Consider the following 16,917-nt stretch of genomic DNA (forward strand, 5'->3'; position numbering starts at 1 on the left):
ATTAGAGGGATGCTGTTATGCGCGCACTGGTTTTATGTTGTTTAGTGTTCATTATTCAAGGCTGTAAGAATCTGCCTGTAGATCAGGTGGTGCAGGTTGGCGCTAGGCCTTACTATTTAATCGACAATATGCCTGATGGGCCGTTAAAGCAGCAACTTGCTGCATGTGGCAATGGCCCTTTTTACAAAACTGATTTTGTCATTGGTCATCGCGGTGCACCCATGCAGTTTCCTGAGCATAGTAAAGAGTCATATTTAGCCGCAGCAAGAATGGGGGCTGGTGTACTTGAATGTGACGTTGCCTTTACCAAAGATAAGCAACTCGTGTGCCGTCATTCACAATGTGATTTACACACCACTACCAACATTTTAGCTATTCCAGAACTCGCTGCAAAATGCAGCCAGCCCTTTACCCCGGCCAAAGGTGGCCAACCTGCTCAGGCTAAATGCTGTACCAGCGATATCACCCAAGCTGAATTCTTAACGTTAAAAGCAAAAATGGATGGCGCCAATCCAAACGCCAAAACGGTTGCAGAGTATTTGCAAGGGACGCCAAACTGGCGCACTGATTTATATGCAAACAGTGGTACTGTAATGACCCACCAGCAAAGTATTGCGCTGTTTAAAGAACTGGGTGTGAAAATGACCCCTGAGCTAAAAAGCCCAGCAGTTAGCATGCCCTTTGATGGTTTTAGCCAGCAAGATTACGCGCAAAAAATGCTTGATGAATATCAGGCCTTAGGCGTGAATAGCCAAGATGTTTATCCGCAATCATTTAATCTTAACGATGTGAAGTATTGGCTAAACAATCACCCTGAATTTGCAAACAACAGTATTTACCTTGATGGCCGAGATGAGCAAGCACACTTTAATGCTATGGATGAAACAAGCTGGCAGCCATCAATGCAGGCTCTGTATGACGATGGAGTACGCATTATTGCACCGCCAATGTGGATGCTATTAAGTCTTGATCAGTCAGGTAAAATCGTGCCCTCGCTTTATGCTATTAAAGCTAAACAAGCCGGGTTGAACATCATTACTTGGAGTTTAGAGCGCTCAGGCCCATTAAATAATGGTGGTGGATATTATTACCAGTCGATTGCCCCTGTGATTAAAAAAGATGGGCAAATGATGACTGTGATAGACGTCCTTGCTAAGCAAGTGGGTGTGATGGCTATTTTCTCTGATTGGCCTGCTACTCTTACCTATTACGCAAGCTGTATGCAGTACCCTGCCTCAGAGAATTAACTGAGCATCAATAAATTTCAAGGGCTTTTACTCGTCCAAAAGGTGGGGCCGAGGTATTATTAGCTAAACCGTTTTTAGAGGATTAACATGATTATTCAACACCATAGCCACGACATAGATACCCCAACAGGTTTGATGCGAACCAGCATTTACCGCCCAGCTGTCGAAGGCCAATTCCCATGTATTATTTTCTACTCTGAAATTTTTCAAGAAACAACCCCCATTGCACGCTCTGCCGCTATGCTCGCAGGCCATGGTTTTATCGTGTTAGTGCCTGAGGTTTTTCATGAGTTAAACCCGCCCGGCACGGTGCTTGCTTACGATGATGAAGGCAAAGATAAAGGCAATGCCGACAAATGGGCTAAACCACTTGAAAGCCACGACTCTGATACCACAGCCCTTATCGCATTTGCCCGCGCGCAAGCGTATTGCACAGGCTATGTAGGTGCGATGGGTGTATGTATTGGTGGTCACCTTGCTTATCGTGCCGCACTGAATCCTGATATCAAAGCCGCATTTTGTTTATATGCAACAGACATACACAGTGACACATTGCCCGCACAATCAGGCAATAACTCGTTTGAGCGCATGGCAGATATACAAGGTGAAATTCACTTTATTTGGGGCAAACAAGACCCACATGTACCAAAAGAAGGCCGCCTTAAAATTTACCAACAAGCCGTTGCTACCGGAATTAATTACCAGTGGCAAGAAGTTAACGCACAACATGCATTTATGCGCGATGAGGGAGATCGTTACGACCCTGCTCTCGCTTTAACTATGTACCAACAAGCTGTTGCATTGTTTAATCGTACTTTGCGTTAACCCTGTTTGCTTAAATACCCATCGTGGCAACTTGATTAGCAAAATAATCCTTTAAGTAATCAAGCAATACTCGCAATTTTTTGCTTCCCGCAGCCCCCGGCGGGAAGACACCATACAATTCAATATCAGCCGATTTATACTCATCAAGCACGGTACGTAAAAGCCCGGCTTTTACTTTTGGCCACGCGTCATAAACAGGGATTTTTGCAAGACCATGCCCCGCTTCAACAAATGCCGTGCGCGCTGCGGCATTATTAGTGCTAATCCCGCCTTTAAGGGGAACATCAAAGCGACGCTTATCTTTTTCTAGGCTCAGTGTGGCGCTACTTCGCTGATAAACAACCCAAGTATGGTTCGCTAAATCATCTATGCTTTCGGGCACTGGGTGCTTGGCAAAATAATCAACAGAGCCACATATACACGTTTTCATTGTTGCCAGTTTAGTTGCTTGTAAACTTGAATCAGCAAGCGCAATACCTCGGATAGCTAAATCTATCCCCTCTTTAATAATGTCGACAACGTCATCGCTTAGTTGCAGATCTATATCGATTTTTGGATACAAGCGTTTAAATTGTGCAAGCGCAGGCACAATAAGCTGCAAACCAGCATTCACTGGGCAACTGAGTTTTATCACCCCGACAGGTTCATTTTTTAAGTTTTCTAGATGCAAATTAGCCGCTTGGGCATGTTCAGCAATTGCGTGACAACGCTCATAATAGACTTTACCCGCTTCTGTTAAGGTCATAGTACGCGTTGAGCGGTTTAATAAGGTAAGCTGTAATTGCTGCTCTAGTTTCTTTAAATGATAACTCACCACAGCGCGCGAAAGACCCAGTTGCTCGGCTGCCTTCGTTAAACTCCCCTGCTGCACAATATGTGCAAATACCACCATACTTTTTAACTGTTCAAACGATACATTCATGGCATTCTCCTAAAATCTAGCTCGATTGTATCAATAATTAAACCAATGAAGTCAATTTTATCTGCGTTGTTAAACTTAGCTTTAACCCCTATAGTGATATCAACGCTATTCATTAAACAATTAACGAGGATTAATTATGTCAGCGAAGAAAATCTTAATGGTACTTACTTCACACGATGAATTAGGTGACACGGGTCATAAAACAGGGTTTTGGGTAGAAGAATTTGCAGCCCCTTATTATGCCTTTATTGATGCAGGCGTTGACGTTACATTAGCATCAGTGAAAGGGGGGCAACCGCCTGTAGACCCAAATAGTGCCGCTCCTGATGCTGCAACAGAGGCAACTAAACGCTTTGAAGAAGACAGCGCCGCAAAAACCTTAATGGCAAACAGCAAACCGTTGAGCGAAATGAATGCCGATGAATTCGACGCTGTATTTTACCCAGGCGGCCATGGTCCGCTGTGGGATTTAGTTGATAACCAAGACTCTATTCGTTTAATTGAACAGTTTTTAAACTCTAATAAGCCTGTTGGTGCGGTATGCCATGCCAGTGCCGTCTTATTAAATGCCAAAAATGCCGAGGGTAAGTCGGTAGTGTTTGACAAAAAAGTGACGGGGTTCAGTAACTCTGAAGAAGAGGCTGTACAACTAACGAATGTTGTACCACTTCTTGTTGAAGATGAACTCATTAAACAAGGTGGTCAGTACCAGAAAACCGATGACTGGGGCGTGCTGGCTATCGAAGATGGGTTATTGATCACCGGCCAAAACCCAGCAAGCTCAGAACTTGCAGCTAAAAAACTACTTACTAAACTTGGCTAAAAACACGAGATAACAACCAGTAAACACCTTGCAAAACAAGGTGTTTACCTTCACTCTTAATACGTTATACTGATTCAGTCGAATTGATTTAAGAGCCTTCAACCATGACTGAAAAATCAGCTACTAAACTTCCCCCTATCAGCAGTAAACGGTTCGCTATTCTGGGCATAATGCTACTGTGTCTTGTACTACAAATTATCAATACACTGCCCGGTATAAACCTTAATGGCTTAGGTATCTTGCCTCGCCAACTATCGGGCCTTTCAGGCATATTTTTTGCCCCCTTTTTACACGGTGGCTGGGCACACCTTTTTAGTAATTTAGTGCCCTTTGCGATTCTCGCATGGTTAGTATGCCAATACAGTGTAAAACGCTTTTGGCTGGTATTTGTCAGTACTGCATTGCTTGGAGGATTGTTAGTGTGGATATTTGGCCGCAGCAATATACATGTGGGCTTAAGTGGCGTAATTTATGGCTTGTGGGGCTACTTAATTTGCTATGGTATTATGCATCGCTCATTCAAAGCGATTCTCATCAGTATTGCTGTCGTCATACTTTATAGTGGCTTAATTTGGGGTGTATTCCCGCAGCGTATTCATATCTCGTTCGAAAGCCACTTGTTCGGCGCTATTAGCGGTGCATTTATCGGTTATCTCTTTGCAAAGCGAGACAAACAGCATCTTCGATAATTTTAAGGAGTTATAAATTTAACTCCTTAATGCTAATGTAACCATTACCACACCATGGTCGGTGCTTTGATCATCGTAGGCAAATTGTGGATTGATTAAGTGCTGATCATAGGTGTGATAGTCGATGACTTCGTAGAAGCTACCTTGAAAGCCTGCATCAAATTCTCTGGAAAGCAAAATGTAATCAAACACCGAACTGCTGCTACCAAAGTAATGGGTTGCCTCTCTCTCATTGTCCGTTACAACATGGCGTTGATAAAGTTGCCAACTATCTTGCAGCGCATACTTGGCGGTAAACGCCTTGCTATGTCGACTAGCGGTGAATCGCAATGAGTCAGTGATTAAATGGTTCAGCACGCCATCATGCAGTTCATTATTAAAATCTCCCATCACAATAACAGGATTGTCTGTCTGTGATCTGCGATTGATAATTTCAATTAATAATAACGCCGCTTCACTGCCCCTTTGTATGCTTGACGCCCAGCGCCCTGCTACTTGGTCTTTTAGCTGCAAAAGCAGATTTTGCTCCTCGGTTTTGCTGTTATCTTCAACGCTATTAAGCAGGCTACGCTTTGATTTAAAATGCACAACATAACAATCTACATAACCAATATGTGGCACATCTATCGTGGCGCGAATAATCCGACGACTGTAACAAAACTCCCCGACAAGCCCCATTTGCTGTGCATAGTGAGAGTCGGGTTCAACCTCAGTTAAAGCCATAATTTTATAGCGAGAAGCAATTGCAACAACCGGGTCTCGATATATAAACTCATCGATAACGCTCGGCTCATCAACCACCGCAAAGTGCGCATAGCCTGCATCGTTCACTTGCTGTTTTAATGCATCAATACTAAACACTTCTTGAAAGCCAATAATATCCGGTTGCTGATTGTGAAGATAATCAGCCAACCAACGCTGCTTCTTAGCCCATTGCTCAGCACTATAAATACGCTGAAAATCATAAAACGCATCGGGGGGTGCTAAATAATTGTATAAATTAAATGTCGCCACCTTTAATTGATTAGTTGCTGTCACTGATTACCTTTTCGTGCAACCATTCGGTTGCAATTATTACATCTTCAAAATACTTCACTTCACCCGTTGTGAACCAATTACCCACTTTGCTGGCTACTTTTTGCCACTTTTTATTACCCAGTACCGCAACACGACAAAATTCCTTGTTGTGTTTCAGCCCTAATTTAAAGTCATCCCAAGCCGCTTGTAATTCCCACCCTTCCAGTTCTGTAATATCTACATATGCTCTAATTTTTGCGCGAGGCACTGCTTTAAGTGCATTATCCACTAAAGGGGTGAGCGTTTCGTAATCAGCGTGGGTAAGCTTACCAACGACTTTAAAAGTTAGGTAAAAGGTACTACCTATGCGCTCTAAACCAATGGCCAAACCGTGTTTTTTCATCTCATGCTCCTTAACAGTCGTCGACTTCGGTATTAAATTACTTTCAATTTAATTACTTAGGTACTTATTACACTCAGTAATAATGCTATTTTCTAACTCTACTTCCCTTGACTAGGTTGATCAACTAGGATGGTAATCTCGTAACAACATTCATTAAAGCACAATTTAGGGAGTTTCAATGAGTAATACCGACAGTTATACGCCACCTAAAGTGTGGCAATGGGACGCTGAAAATGGGGGAGAATGGGCTAAAACAAACCGTCCTGTAGCGGGTGCAACCCATGAACAAGACTTACCTGTTGGTAAGCATGCTTTGCAGCTGTACTCACTTGCGACACCAAACGGTCAAAAAGTGACAATTATGCTCGAAGAGCTATTAGAGCTTGGTATCGACGACGCTGATTATGATGCGTTCTTAATTAAAATAGCGGATGGCGATCAATTCTCTTCTGGCTTTGTTAGTGTCAACCCGAATTCAAAAATTCCAGCCTTAATGGATCATAGCACCACGCCAGTTACCCGCGTATTTGAATCGGGCGCTATTTTACAGTATTTAGCAGAAAAGTTTGATGCGCTTATTCCCAGCGACCATACCAGTAAAACAGAGTGTCGTAATTGGTTATTTTGGCAAATGGGTTCAGCACCCTACTTAGGCGGTGGTTTTGGCCATTTTTACAGTTATGCACCGTTTAAAATGCAATACCCTATTGACCGTTTCACCATGGAAGTAAAGCGCCAGTTAGATGTATTAAATCGTCACTTAAGTGATCATGATTACATGGCTGGTAGCGAATACTCCATTGCCGATATTGCTATTTGGCCATGGTACGGCAGTTTGGTACTGGGTTATTTATACGATGCTGCTGAGTTTTTAGATGTTGAGTCATACAGCCATGTATTACGCTGGGCAAAACAAATTGAACGTCGTCCTGCAGTTAAACGAGGTCGCCGTGTAAATCGCACGTGGGGTGATGAAGCTGAGCAACTTGTAGAACGCCACAGTAAGAACGATTTTTAACAGTGGGGCTGCTATGCAGCCCTTTGCTACATAAATTTCTCTATCCGATTCAAAGATGAAAAAGCTCAGTAAAGAAGACATCTATCAAAGACTCAGCAATACCGAAGACGCGCGCGCCTGCAAGGCCATTGATGAGGCCGCGTGTAAGGTTGTGCCAGGTAACTTTATTACCCTTTTAGTGAGTCAACTATTTAGTAAATTTGCCGATGCTCTGCTCAACCCAAAAGTAACCTTGCCTTGGTTATTACACAGCATTAATGTGCCCAGCAGCTTCATTGCGTGGCTGGTTCCTATTAGAGAGTCTGGCTCGATGTTGCCGCAACTTGCTATTGCCAACGTTATCCGCCAACTTAAAGTACGCAAGTGGGTGTGGGTTGTCGGCGCCATTGTGCAAGCATTATGCATTGTAGCAATGCTCATTACCGCATTAACCCTAACAGGAAGCAGTGCCGGGTATGCCATTCTCACTCTTTTAGTTGTGTTTAGCCTTGCTCGGGGCTTTAACTCTATCGCCGCTAAAGATGTACTTGGAAAAGTGATTCCCAAACAGCAACGTGGCAACATTAGTGGTCTTGCCGCCAGTTTTGCAGGCTTTGCGACACTTACGTTTGGTTTAGGCTTATGGTATTTACAAACGTTAGGCTACGAAAATGGTGTTTATGTTGCGTTGATGCTGGCAGCCCTCATGTGGATATTTGCTGCCCTGAGCTACAGTCGCATCAAAGAATATGAAGGGGCGACTGAAGGAGCTAAAAATGGTTTATTGCATGCGTTTAAGAAACTAAAGCTACTGTACGAAGATAAACAATTTGCCCACTTCATTGTTACGCGTGCTTTATTGCTTTGCTCTGCACTTAGCGCTCCTTTTTATATTGTTTTAGCCAGCGAACAAGCTTTTGATTTTTCTTTGCTTGCTACTTTTATGGCCCTTTCTGGGCTTGCGAGTCTCGTGTCAGCACCCATTTGGGGTAGGTTGAGTGACCTATCAAGTCGACGCGTTTTAATTTTTGCAGCCATGTTAGTCACTCTCAATGGCTTAGCCGTTTATTTAATCGCACACTTTAGCCCTGCAACCCTCCGTGAGTTTTGGCTTCTCCCGTTATGTTATTTTTTGCTCACAGTTGCTCATCAGGGAGTTCGTCTTGGTCGTAAAACGTACTTGGTAGATATGGCTGAAGGCAACAAACGAACCGATTATGTATCGGTGAGTAATACGGTGATCGGTCTTATATTATTGGCACTTGGGAGTGTTGGCTTATTAAATGCGTATTTAAGCACCGCAGAGCTGATTCTATTTTACAGTGTGCTGGGTATTGCTGGCGCTATCAGTGCTTGGTTTTTACCTGATGCCTAGACCCCGCCTCAAAAAAAACGCATAATCATGCCGTTTTTATTACATAAAAAGGATTTATCATGAAAAAGCTCTGCTTAGTACTTGCGGCTACACTTGTTTTATCAGCGTGCAGTACAAGTGTACCTATTCGTAACTTCGACAGTAACCCTGTCCCACAAACCGCCAATAAAACACACACTGCTGACAGCGTTAAAACAAATATTCTCAAAGCATGTATGAAACTTGGCTGGACATGTCGCGCGAGCGAAGACGGTAAAATATTAGGAAAGCTTGATATTAGAAAGCACCAGCTGCGTGTTGATATTAACTACAACGCCACTGAGTACTCAATTGATTACAAAGACTCAATCAACTTAGATTATGATGGCGATAAAATTCACCGCCAATACATTAACTGGGTTTCAAACTTAGTCAGAAATATTGATGCAGAGTTAGCTTATTAATAAAAAGGCGACCTAAGTCGCCTTTTTTAGTCGCTTTTTAAATGTTCATCAAAGAAATCTAAAAACGCTTTTAATGTTGTAATACGATAAGGCTGATGTGACAGATAATGATCTCCCTCTTCGAGTTCAATATACGTGACATTTTTTCCTTCATCGCTCAGCTCATCTTCCATCTCACGGCTATGATAAACAGGCACAACGTTATCGTCTGAACCATGCACGAGCAAAACTGGACGGTTAATTTGCTTTGCAAAATTAACCGGTGAGTATTTTGCCAACTCATCGTCGTCGGTACCAAATTGCTTACGCACAATTTCTTTATTTGTAAAGTAACGCGCTTTACTCACAATGCGTTCTAAATCGGTGACACCCGCAAAACTCGCGGCACATGTAAATGTTTCAGGATGCTTAACAACAGCCATCAACGCGGCGTAACCACCATAACTTGCACCGCCGATGCAAATTTTATCTTTATTAGCGATACCTTGTGAAACTAACCAAAGAGCGGCATCTTGCAAATCATCTTGCATTTTTTTACCAAACCCTTGCACTGCTGCCATTTCAAATTCATGGCCATACCCACTTGAGCCTCTAAAATTCGGTTGTAAAACGGCATACCCATTGTATGCAAGTAAAGCAGTCCAATAATCAAAACCTGAGTAGTCACGCGCCATAGGTCCCCCATGAGGGAATATAATTGTTGGTAACGTATCCCCTTCTTTATAGCCCACGGGCAAGGTTAAGTACCCTTCAATCGTTAAACCATCACGTGCATTATAACTAATTTTTTCTTTCCCTGAATAAACACGGTCATCAATGTCTGGGTACGCGCTGGCGAACACGGTGAGTTCATTGGTGTCACGGTTACCAAGCATATATGTTCCCGTGCTTCCATCACCTGTCAGGTAAAGTACATATTGACGCTGGTTTTCACTGGTATCGATTATATCAATATCAAACTTATCAGCCGGTAATACCGCACGCAGTGATGTATACAGCTTATTTAAATCGTCATCCCAATAACGGATCCCTTCTTCAATATTTGAATGAGTAAACCCTGCAACTTCGCCCGTCAGAGGAGAGTAAAAAATCCCTCCATCAAAGTCGTAATTATCATCACTAAAAACGAGCTCTTGCTTTTTCGTGGTTAAATCCATTTTAAATAATGCGTCATAGCCATTTTGAAGCGCTTTAAAATAGATAATATTGGGGTCTTTATCAAAGCCTAATATTGTCACACTCTCTTGGCTAAATGCTTTAAATTTGAATAATGAGCGGCGGTCTAATGAACCTTCGTCATACAGGAAATATTCAAATTCATCTTCATCCATTTTTCGAGCAATACGCACATTTCCTTGACGGTCAGCTATCCAATCGGTCACTTTGCTGCGCTCGCGTTGAACCCTTTTCTTTCTCAGCGTGTTAAGATCGAGCTCATAGACTCCCGGTGTATTTGCTATTTCAAAGTCGCCTTGAATCAAGATTTTATCTTTTTTGTCAGGTAAAAAACTTATAACTTGATCAGCAAACTGGGGTTGGCGTTCATCACGTCCATAGTTAGGCTTAATGGCAAGCTTTGCTTTGCCTTTATCATTAATATTGTACGCATAAAGGCGAGTAGATGAATATTTAGGGCCGCCAATTTGACGTTGTATATAGCGTGCACCGAGAAGTAATACCTCATCGTTTGCCCACGTATACCAATCAAAGAAAATCGTATGATTATCAGCGCGAATAATGGGAACAGCTTCTTGTGTTTTGCGGTTATACACCATTAACACCAGCTCACCTTTTATATTACGAATAAAGGATAAGTGCGTGCCACTTGGTGACAATTTAACCTGGCTGGTAGCTCTTAATGAAGCAAATGATTCAACAGACAGTGACGGCTTTTCTTCTGCGCGAGCAGTCAAGCACAGTACTACAAAAATACTTAGCATTAAGTATTTCATATAAAAGTCCTTTTTTAAAATTGTTAAATGAGCATAACATTAAGCATTTAAAAAATGCGAACAGAAATTATAGCAGCGTTGCAACCGTTCTATTAAAGCGAACGTATCACTCAATTTTTACCATTATTATTTCATTCATACCCTCATTATAATCGTTACATCAATTCAGTTTCTTAGGTGACATGATGAAAAAAGTACTTGTGTTAAATTCATCTTTAAATGGTGAACAAGGTAATTCGACTAAACTTAGCCAGCTATTTGTTGAGCAACTATCAAGCAAACAACAAATTGCTGTCACCACTCGCGATTTAAGCAACGATGCTATTGCTCACTTAACGCAAACAGAAATGGCAGCATGGATGACTGACGCTAACGAACGTAGCGACGAGCAAAAAGCACTGGCGGCTATCTCTGACGAGTTAATTGCAGAACTTACTGATAACGAATTAATTGTTATTGGTATGCCTATGTATAACTTTGGTATTCCATCAACATTCAAAGCATGGATTGACCGTATCGCACGCGCTGGTATTACGTTTAAATACACAGAGCAAGGCGCTGTCGGTTTGCTTGAAAACAAAAAAGTCGTTGTACTCGCTGCTCGTGGCGGTATATATCAAGGCACCGACATGGATACACAAACTAAATACTTAAAAGATGTACTTGGTTTTGTGGGTATCTCAGATATTAACTTTATCTATGCCGAAGGCTTAGCAATGCCGGGAGCAGAGCAAAGCTTGCAAGCTGCAGAGCAACAAATTAGTTCATTTACAGATAACCTATAAAAAATGGAGCGGCCACGATGACAGTGGCCGCTTTTACTTTTAGTAAAAGCCATTCAATCGTACGCCTCGCCATAATCAACTATTTCTCTTCTTGAATAATCATATCTGCGTTCTCATACGTATCAATCACGTGTTCAAGCAATTAACTATCAAGCTATGCCCACTGCAGGGAAACAAAAAATCAATATAGTATGGTTTAAACGTGATTTACGGCTTTCTGATCATGCACCACTCGCACAGGCCGCCGATTCACCTTTACCCTGTTTGCTTATCTATAATTTTGAGCCAATTTTGTTAGATGATCCTCATTATAGCCACCGTCACTGGCGATTTGTTTATCAGTCATTATGTGATCTCAATGCACAGCTAAAAAAACAACAAGCCGAAATTGCAATTTACAATCAAGACATGATCTCCTTGCTTGAATCTTTATCTAATGAGTTTGATATTAAGGCCATATACAGTCATCAAGAAATTGGCTTACTCAATACCTTTGAACGTGATAAAGCAGTGCATAAATGGCTCAAAGAAAAAGCTATTGTTTGGCATGAAACGCCCTTAGGCGCAGTAGTAAGGGCACGGCCAGCGCAATTTGATTGGCAGCAGCATTGGCAAACCGTGATGCAGCAACCTTTAATCACGCCTAACTGGCATTCTTTTAATGCTATTTTACCTTCGGGCTACAGTGCTTGCGAGCATGTAAAACAGTATCAAACAAATGATGAGCAGTTTCAGCACGGAGGACCCCACGCAGCCAGAGCCGTATTAAAAAGCTTTATAGAGACAAGAGCTCAGAGCTATCAACAAGGTATTTCGAGCCCATCAAAAAGCAAAGAGTCGTGCTCACGTCTTTCACCCTATTTAGCATGGGGAAACTTAAGCCTTCGTCAAGTGTATCAAACTCTTAGATACTACTTACCCAAACGCCCTTCGAGTTGGCGCCGTTCGCTGCATGCATTCGAATCACGATTGCATTGGCACTGTCATTTTATGCAAAAGTTTGAAACTCAATGCAGCATGGAGTTCGCACCGCAAAATCCTGCGTATCAACACTACCCCTATCGAAATGACGACAAGGTTAGCGAGCACCTATCACGGTTTGAACACGGCAACACAGGCATCCCGCTTATTGACGCCTGTATGCGATGTCTTGCAGCTACAGGCTATATTAACTTTAGAATGCGGGCGATGCTAGTCAGCTTTATGACCCATCATTTAAATATTCACTGGCATTGTGTCAGTCTTATATTGTCGCGCTACTTTTTAGATTTTGAGCCCGGGATTCACTATCCTCAAATACAAATGCAAGCCTCTGTCACTGGCACTAATACGATTCGACTGTACAACCCCATAAAACAATCTGAAGATAAAGACGCAGACGGCATATTTATTAAAACATGGTGCCCAGAGCTTAGTAATTTACCCATCGAATATATCCACCAGCCATGGCAACAGCCACCAATGGAAGCGTTATTTAATAATTTTAAATTGGGTGAAGATTACCCTGAGCCCATGGTGGATTTAACGCAAGCAGCGAAGGAAGCCCGCGAAAGGTTGTGGGCGTTTAGAGAGCGTGATGATGTAAAACATGGTGCCAGAGCGGTACTCAAAAAGCACATCCTCAGTTTACAAAGGCAACACAATGGCACATAAAAAAGTGAACTTACCGACAAAAATATGCCCTGTATGCCAGCGCCCTTTTGCATGGCGTAAAAAATGGCAACGAGACTGGCAACACGTTAAATACTGCTCAGAACGTTGTAAATACACTAAAAACAAAGCGGAATAAAACAATTTAAAAGGAGGCTTAAAGCTCACAAAGCAAACAGTTATCCTGTTATACTCACGGTGTGCGCACACTACAGCACAACCAACGTGTTACTCATAGCACGTTAAAATCCTGATTTATCACTGCTTAACATTCAGCACTTATTAACACCTTTTACTATGCATCACTTTACAGCGTAGGCTTTCGCTTGCCTGTGAATCCTTTTCAAGTTTATTAACACATGCGTTAATGAACATATAATCAAGGTTGTAGCATGAATAAATTAAAGATCGGCGTCATTGGCACTTCACGCAAAACAGATGAACGACGTTACCCTATTCACCCAGAGCACTTAAAACGGATTCCTGAAGAACACAGAAAGCAGCTTATTTTTGAACAAGGCTACGGAAAAGACTTTAATATAACAGATGATGAAATCGCAGCGCTTACAGGTGGTATCGCCTCTCGCAGCGCACTTTTAAAAGACCTTGGTACAGTGATTATCGCTAAACCCGTTCTTGCCGATTTAAACGAATTAAAAGAAGGCGGGACTCTGTGGGGGTATGCTCACTGTGTTCAACAACGCGATATTACCCAAGCAGCATTAGATAGAAAATTAACCTTAATAGCCTTTGAAGATATGTTTGTTTGGTCACCAAATGGGCATGCGGGTCGTCACACTTTTTATAAAAACAACGAAATGGCTGGTTACTGCGCCGTTATCCATGCATTGCAATTAAAAGGGGTTGACGGTCATTACGGAAATCAACGCAAAACCGTTATTTTTAGTTTTGGTGCAGTTAGTCGTGGGGCAATTTATGCGTTACAAGCTCATGGTTTTAGAGACATTACAATTTGTATTCAACGCCCTGATCATGAAGTTCGTGAAGAGGTTTTAAACTGTCATTACGTTAAAGTACGTCAAGGCTCTGAGGGAGAAGCCCGGATGATGGTCGTAGAACACGACGGAACACACAGACCCTTAATCGACCTCATTAGTGAAGCCGATATTATTGTTAATGGCACTTTTCAAGAAACAGCGAACCCAGTGCATTTTGTGATTGAGTCAGAGGCTGACTGCCTTAAACCGAATAGCTTAATTATAGATGTAAGTTGCGATGAAGGTATGGGGTTCTTTTTTGCTAAACCCACGTCATTTGCCGAACCAATGTTTCGTTATAAAACCATTGATTATTACGCTGTTGACCACACGCCTAGCTATTTATGGGAAAGTGCAACACGTTCAATCTCTGCTGCGTTAATTGTTTATCTACCCAGCGTGTTAGCGGGAAGAGCGCAATGGCAAAAAGATGAAACAATTCGACGCGCCATCAATATTGAAAACGGAATAGTAAAAAATAAGGCTATTTTGTCATTCCAAAACCGCCAGTTAACATCGCCCTATCAGGTCCTCTAAATTTACAAAATAAATCGACGTTATTTTTATGTGGTGTTAATTGCCCCAACTTAAGTTGAACGCAAACAGCAAAATAACGTCTTACCAATCAGCTAACGCCATACTAACTTGTTCATAGCAAACGGCTTGTGCACAGTCACCTTGGCCTTTAAGTTGCAACGTATCGTGTAAGTGACACTTTTTCGGCGAAAACCATGAAAGCATTTCACACTCGCCGAAATAATTACAAAGGAGATGACTATGACGATTAAAAAAACCGCACATTCAAGCTGGTCTGGCGACATTAAATCAGGTAAAGGAAGTATTAGTACCCAAAGCGGTGCTTTAGATAAACAACCGTATGGGTTTAATACCCGCTTTGAGGGCAAGGCTGGTACGAACCCCGAAGAATTAGTTGCAGCAGCACACAGTAGTTGCTTCAGTATGGCACTGTCGCTGGCATTAACAGAAGCAGGGTTTACTGCCGATGATATTACAACCAAAGCCACCGTCAGTCTTGATGAAGTCGATGATGGTTTTGAGGTCAGCCACATCGCTCTTGAGGTAACAGCAAAAATAGCTGATATCTCTGAAGAGACGTTTAACGAGCTGTGCCAGCAAACTAAACAAGGTTGCCCTATATCAAAACTGATGAATGCAGAAATTTCCCTTAGCCAAAAATTAAATTAACTAAACAAAAACGCCACTTCATTGAAGTGGCGTTTTTACGTTTGCAAATGATTACATATTTCCGAGCTTTATCATCATCGCGGTGTACATTTTTAAATTCAGCGCTAATTGCTGTTCAGTAATAAACTCATGTTCTGAGTGACCCGTGTATTTTTTACCTGGCATTGATGGCCCAAACGATACAGCATTATCAAACAGCTTTGCATTTGTGCCCCCGCCAATCGACACAAACCCCGCGTCTTCATCACCCGTAAAGTGCTTAAAAATATCCAATAAAGCTTGTGCATGCGGTGCGCTGTCTAACAGCATAGGCGTGCCAATAACAATATCAGTGTCTTTTAATGTCACGTTATTACGTGTTTGCCACGCAGTCAGCGCATTATTAATTTGCTGCTTTAATACGTCTTCTTGCTTTCCGACAGGGCGACGCATATTAACCGACAGCTTAATTTCATTCCCATCACGTGATAACAATGTTGGCGACACAGTCATAGGCCCCATAAAATCATGTTGATAAGCAATTTCACCAAACTGAGCGCCATATAAGTCAAGGCCAATTAACTGGTTAATAAACTCGATTGCTTGACCGTCGCTGTTGTTTTCAAGGTCTAGTCCTTTAAATATTTCAGCAAGATGCGCTATGGCATTTTCGCCCGACTCCGGCTCAGACGAGTGAGCTGAGGTCCCTTTTACTTGCACCAATAAACCTTCTTCTTGTTCTTTTATCGCCACTTTCACGTTTTTAAGTTTACCAACGTTATCGTGTAATTTTGCCACAGTCGCGGCATCCGCATTATGCACTAACACACTGGCATCTTCTGGTATTTGACTTACAAAAGCACCGCCTTTTAAATCAGTGACATATAAGCCTGTTTGCGCTGAAGTGGCTGAAAATGTTGGCGCAATTAAACTCCAGCCTTTTTCTGCCACTACGACCGGATACGACGCATCAATCGTCACCGCATACTTAGGTTGCTGGTAGGTTTTCATAAACTCTTTAAGTGGCGCCCAATCCGACTCTTCAGCAAGGTATACCATCAGTTCAATACGGTTATTTAGAGTAACCCCTTTATCTTTAATGGCTTTCATTGCATGGAGTGCTGTGGCAATTGCGCCCTTATCATCCTCAGTACCACGGGCAATCAGCTTTCCAGGTTCAGAGGTTTTATCCATTTTAAACGGGCTTTGTTGCCATTTACTGGCATCAGCAGGTTGAACATCCCCGTGCGTAACAATCGTTACTTTCTCAGCTTGGTTGCCCATGCCTATTAATACCGTGTAGCCTAAATCTTGATAATCAAAACCAAACTGCGCCGCTTTCATTTTTAAAAATGATTTAAAGCCAATAAAGTCTGGATTATCGGGCGTAGCTAGGCCCTCTTTATTGACCGTTGGATACGAAACTAGATTTTCGAGGGTATGAATTTGTGCTTGTTGATAGCGCTCGACCGCATAGTTAGCCAGTTGTTCACTTTGTTCAGCGATGGCAGCCTGACCAGAAAAGGCACTAAATAAGAATGCAGCAAGTAATGAATGTTTCAAGATAAGCTCCAGAGTTTTAGAAGGTTTTCGCAAGTAGACCTTG

18 protein-coding genes are annotated in these 16,917 nt (G+C 42.2%); 12 read left to right on the plus strand and 6 right to left on the minus strand.

Annotated features, from left to right (window positions below):
- The first annotated feature begins 17 nt into the window (after nt 1-17).
- Together GZH31_RS11305 and GZH31_RS11310 are read left to right on the plus strand one after the other, a co-directional pair.
- A complete protein-coding gene (locus tag GZH31_RS11305; RefSeq protein WP_180310997.1) occupies nt 18-1,247 on the plus strand; it encodes a glycerophosphodiester phosphodiesterase family protein in 1,230 nt (409 codons plus the stop codon).
- Between the two features lie 87 nt (nt 1,248-1,334).
- Nucleotides 1,335-2,072, plus strand: a complete 738-nt coding sequence (locus GZH31_RS11310; RefSeq protein ID WP_180310998.1) for a dienelactone hydrolase family protein — start codon at nt 1,335-1,337, stop codon at nt 2,070-2,072.
- Between the two features lie 10 nt (nt 2,073-2,082).
- Here the strand turns inward: GZH31_RS11310 and GZH31_RS11315 are convergent, their stop codons facing one another.
- Nucleotides 2,083-2,994 (minus strand): LysR family transcriptional regulator, encoded by a 912-nt coding sequence (locus GZH31_RS11315; protein ID WP_118844482.1) that lies wholly within the window; start codon nt 2,992-2,994, stop codon nt 2,083-2,085.
- Nucleotides 2,995-3,130: 136 nt separating this feature from the next.
- Between GZH31_RS11315 and GZH31_RS11320 the strand changes: the two genes are divergently transcribed.
- Nucleotides 3,131-3,817, plus strand: coding sequence for a type 1 glutamine amidotransferase domain-containing protein (locus tag GZH31_RS11320; RefSeq protein ID WP_074988973.1), 687 nt, complete (start codon nt 3,131-3,133; stop codon nt 3,815-3,817).
- A gap of 104 nt (nt 3,818-3,921) precedes the next feature.
- Nucleotides 3,922-4,506, plus strand: a complete 585-nt coding sequence (locus GZH31_RS11325; protein WP_065978581.1) for a rhomboid family intramembrane serine protease — start codon at nt 3,922-3,924, stop codon at nt 4,504-4,506.
- A gap of 18 nt (nt 4,507-4,524) precedes the next feature.
- On the opposite strand, the gene GZH31_RS11330 is transcribed toward GZH31_RS11325, so the two are convergent.
- Both GZH31_RS11330 and GZH31_RS11335 read right to left on the minus strand, forming a co-directional pair.
- Nucleotides 4,525-5,544: an endonuclease/exonuclease/phosphatase family protein gene (locus GZH31_RS11330; protein ID WP_118844484.1), complete on the minus strand. Its 1,020-nt coding sequence runs from the start codon at nt 5,542-5,544 to the stop codon at nt 4,525-4,527.
- On the minus strand, nt 5,531-5,926 hold the full coding sequence (locus GZH31_RS11335) for an STAS/SEC14 domain-containing protein (RefSeq protein ID WP_180310999.1): 396 nt from the start codon (nt 5,924-5,926) through the stop codon (nt 5,531-5,533). The genes GZH31_RS11330 and GZH31_RS11335 overlap by 14 nt, the downstream gene beginning before the upstream one ends.
- 178 nt (nt 5,927-6,104) lie before the next feature.
- Between GZH31_RS11335 and yghU the strand changes: the two genes are divergently transcribed.
- From yghU to GZH31_RS11350, 3 genes are read left to right on the plus strand one after another with little or no spacing between them, the layout of a single operon-like run.
- Complete coding sequence (yghU, locus tag GZH31_RS11340; RefSeq protein ID WP_036966885.1) at nt 6,105-6,944, plus strand: glutathione-dependent disulfide-bond oxidoreductase; 840 nt, start codon at nt 6,105-6,107, stop codon at nt 6,942-6,944.
- A gap of 55 nt (nt 6,945-6,999) precedes the next feature.
- The gene (locus GZH31_RS11345; RefSeq protein ID WP_036966882.1) at nt 7,000-8,298 is read left to right on the plus strand and encodes an MFS transporter; all 1,299 of its coding nucleotides are present in this window, start codon (nt 7,000-7,002) and stop codon (nt 8,296-8,298) included.
- 59 nt (nt 8,299-8,357) lie between these two features.
- Complete coding sequence (locus GZH31_RS11350) at nt 8,358-8,741, plus strand: hypothetical protein (protein ID WP_036966879.1); 384 nt, start codon at nt 8,358-8,360, stop codon at nt 8,739-8,741.
- Between the two features lie 26 nt (nt 8,742-8,767).
- Here GZH31_RS11350 and GZH31_RS11355 read toward each other — a convergent pair whose 3' ends face one another.
- Nucleotides 8,768-10,693, minus strand: coding sequence for a S9 family peptidase (locus GZH31_RS11355; protein WP_180311000.1), 1,926 nt, complete (start codon nt 10,691-10,693; stop codon nt 8,768-8,770).
- A gap of 185 nt (nt 10,694-10,878) precedes the next feature.
- Here GZH31_RS11355 and GZH31_RS11360 point away from each other — a divergent pair, with 185 nt between their 5' ends.
- The 4 genes from GZH31_RS11360 (at nt 10,879) to GZH31_RS11375 (ending at nt 14,663) form a co-directional block, all read left to right on the plus strand.
- Nucleotides 10,879-11,478 carry an FMN-dependent NADH-azoreductase gene (locus tag GZH31_RS11360; protein ID WP_036966872.1) on the plus strand — a complete coding sequence of 200 codons (600 nt, stop codon included), beginning with the start codon at nt 10,879-10,881 and terminating at the stop codon, nt 11,476-11,478.
- A gap of 156 nt (nt 11,479-11,634) precedes the next feature.
- A complete protein-coding gene (locus GZH31_RS11365; RefSeq protein ID WP_118844486.1) occupies nt 11,635-13,131 on the plus strand; it encodes a cryptochrome/deoxyribodipyrimidine photo-lyase family protein in 1,497 nt (498 codons plus the stop codon).
- Entirely contained in the window at nt 13,121-13,267 is a 147-nt protein-coding gene (locus tag GZH31_RS11370; RefSeq protein WP_074988977.1) for a DUF2256 domain-containing protein, read from the plus strand. The genes GZH31_RS11365 and GZH31_RS11370 overlap by 11 nt, the downstream gene beginning before the upstream one ends.
- 253 nt (nt 13,268-13,520) lie before the next feature.
- Nucleotides 13,521-14,663, plus strand: a complete 1,143-nt coding sequence (locus GZH31_RS11375; RefSeq protein WP_036966867.1) for a N(5)-(carboxyethyl)ornithine synthase — start codon at nt 13,521-13,523, stop codon at nt 14,661-14,663.
- 81 nt (nt 14,664-14,744) lie between these two features.
- Here GZH31_RS11375 and GZH31_RS20030 read toward each other — a convergent pair whose 3' ends face one another.
- Nucleotides 14,745-14,867, minus strand: coding sequence for a hypothetical protein (locus tag GZH31_RS20030; protein ID WP_257473656.1), 123 nt, complete (start codon nt 14,865-14,867; stop codon nt 14,745-14,747).
- Nucleotides 14,868-14,903: 36 nt separating this feature from the next.
- Between GZH31_RS20030 and GZH31_RS11380 the strand changes: the two genes are divergently transcribed.
- Nucleotides 14,904-15,332 (plus strand): OsmC family protein, encoded by a 429-nt coding sequence (locus GZH31_RS11380; protein WP_036966864.1) that lies wholly within the window; start codon nt 14,904-14,906, stop codon nt 15,330-15,332.
- A gap of 51 nt (nt 15,333-15,383) precedes the next feature.
- On the opposite strand, the gene GZH31_RS11385 is transcribed toward GZH31_RS11380, so the two are convergent.
- Nucleotides 15,384-16,817: a dipeptidase gene (locus tag GZH31_RS11385; RefSeq protein WP_230235588.1), complete on the minus strand. Its 1,434-nt coding sequence runs from the start codon at nt 16,815-16,817 to the stop codon at nt 15,384-15,386.
- Nucleotides 16,818-16,917 lie beyond the last annotated feature (100 nt).

It is taken from the genome of Pseudoalteromonas sp. JSTW (assembly GCF_013423925.1).
Lineage (GTDB): Bacteria > Pseudomonadota > Gammaproteobacteria > Enterobacterales > Alteromonadaceae > Pseudoalteromonas > Pseudoalteromonas lipolytica.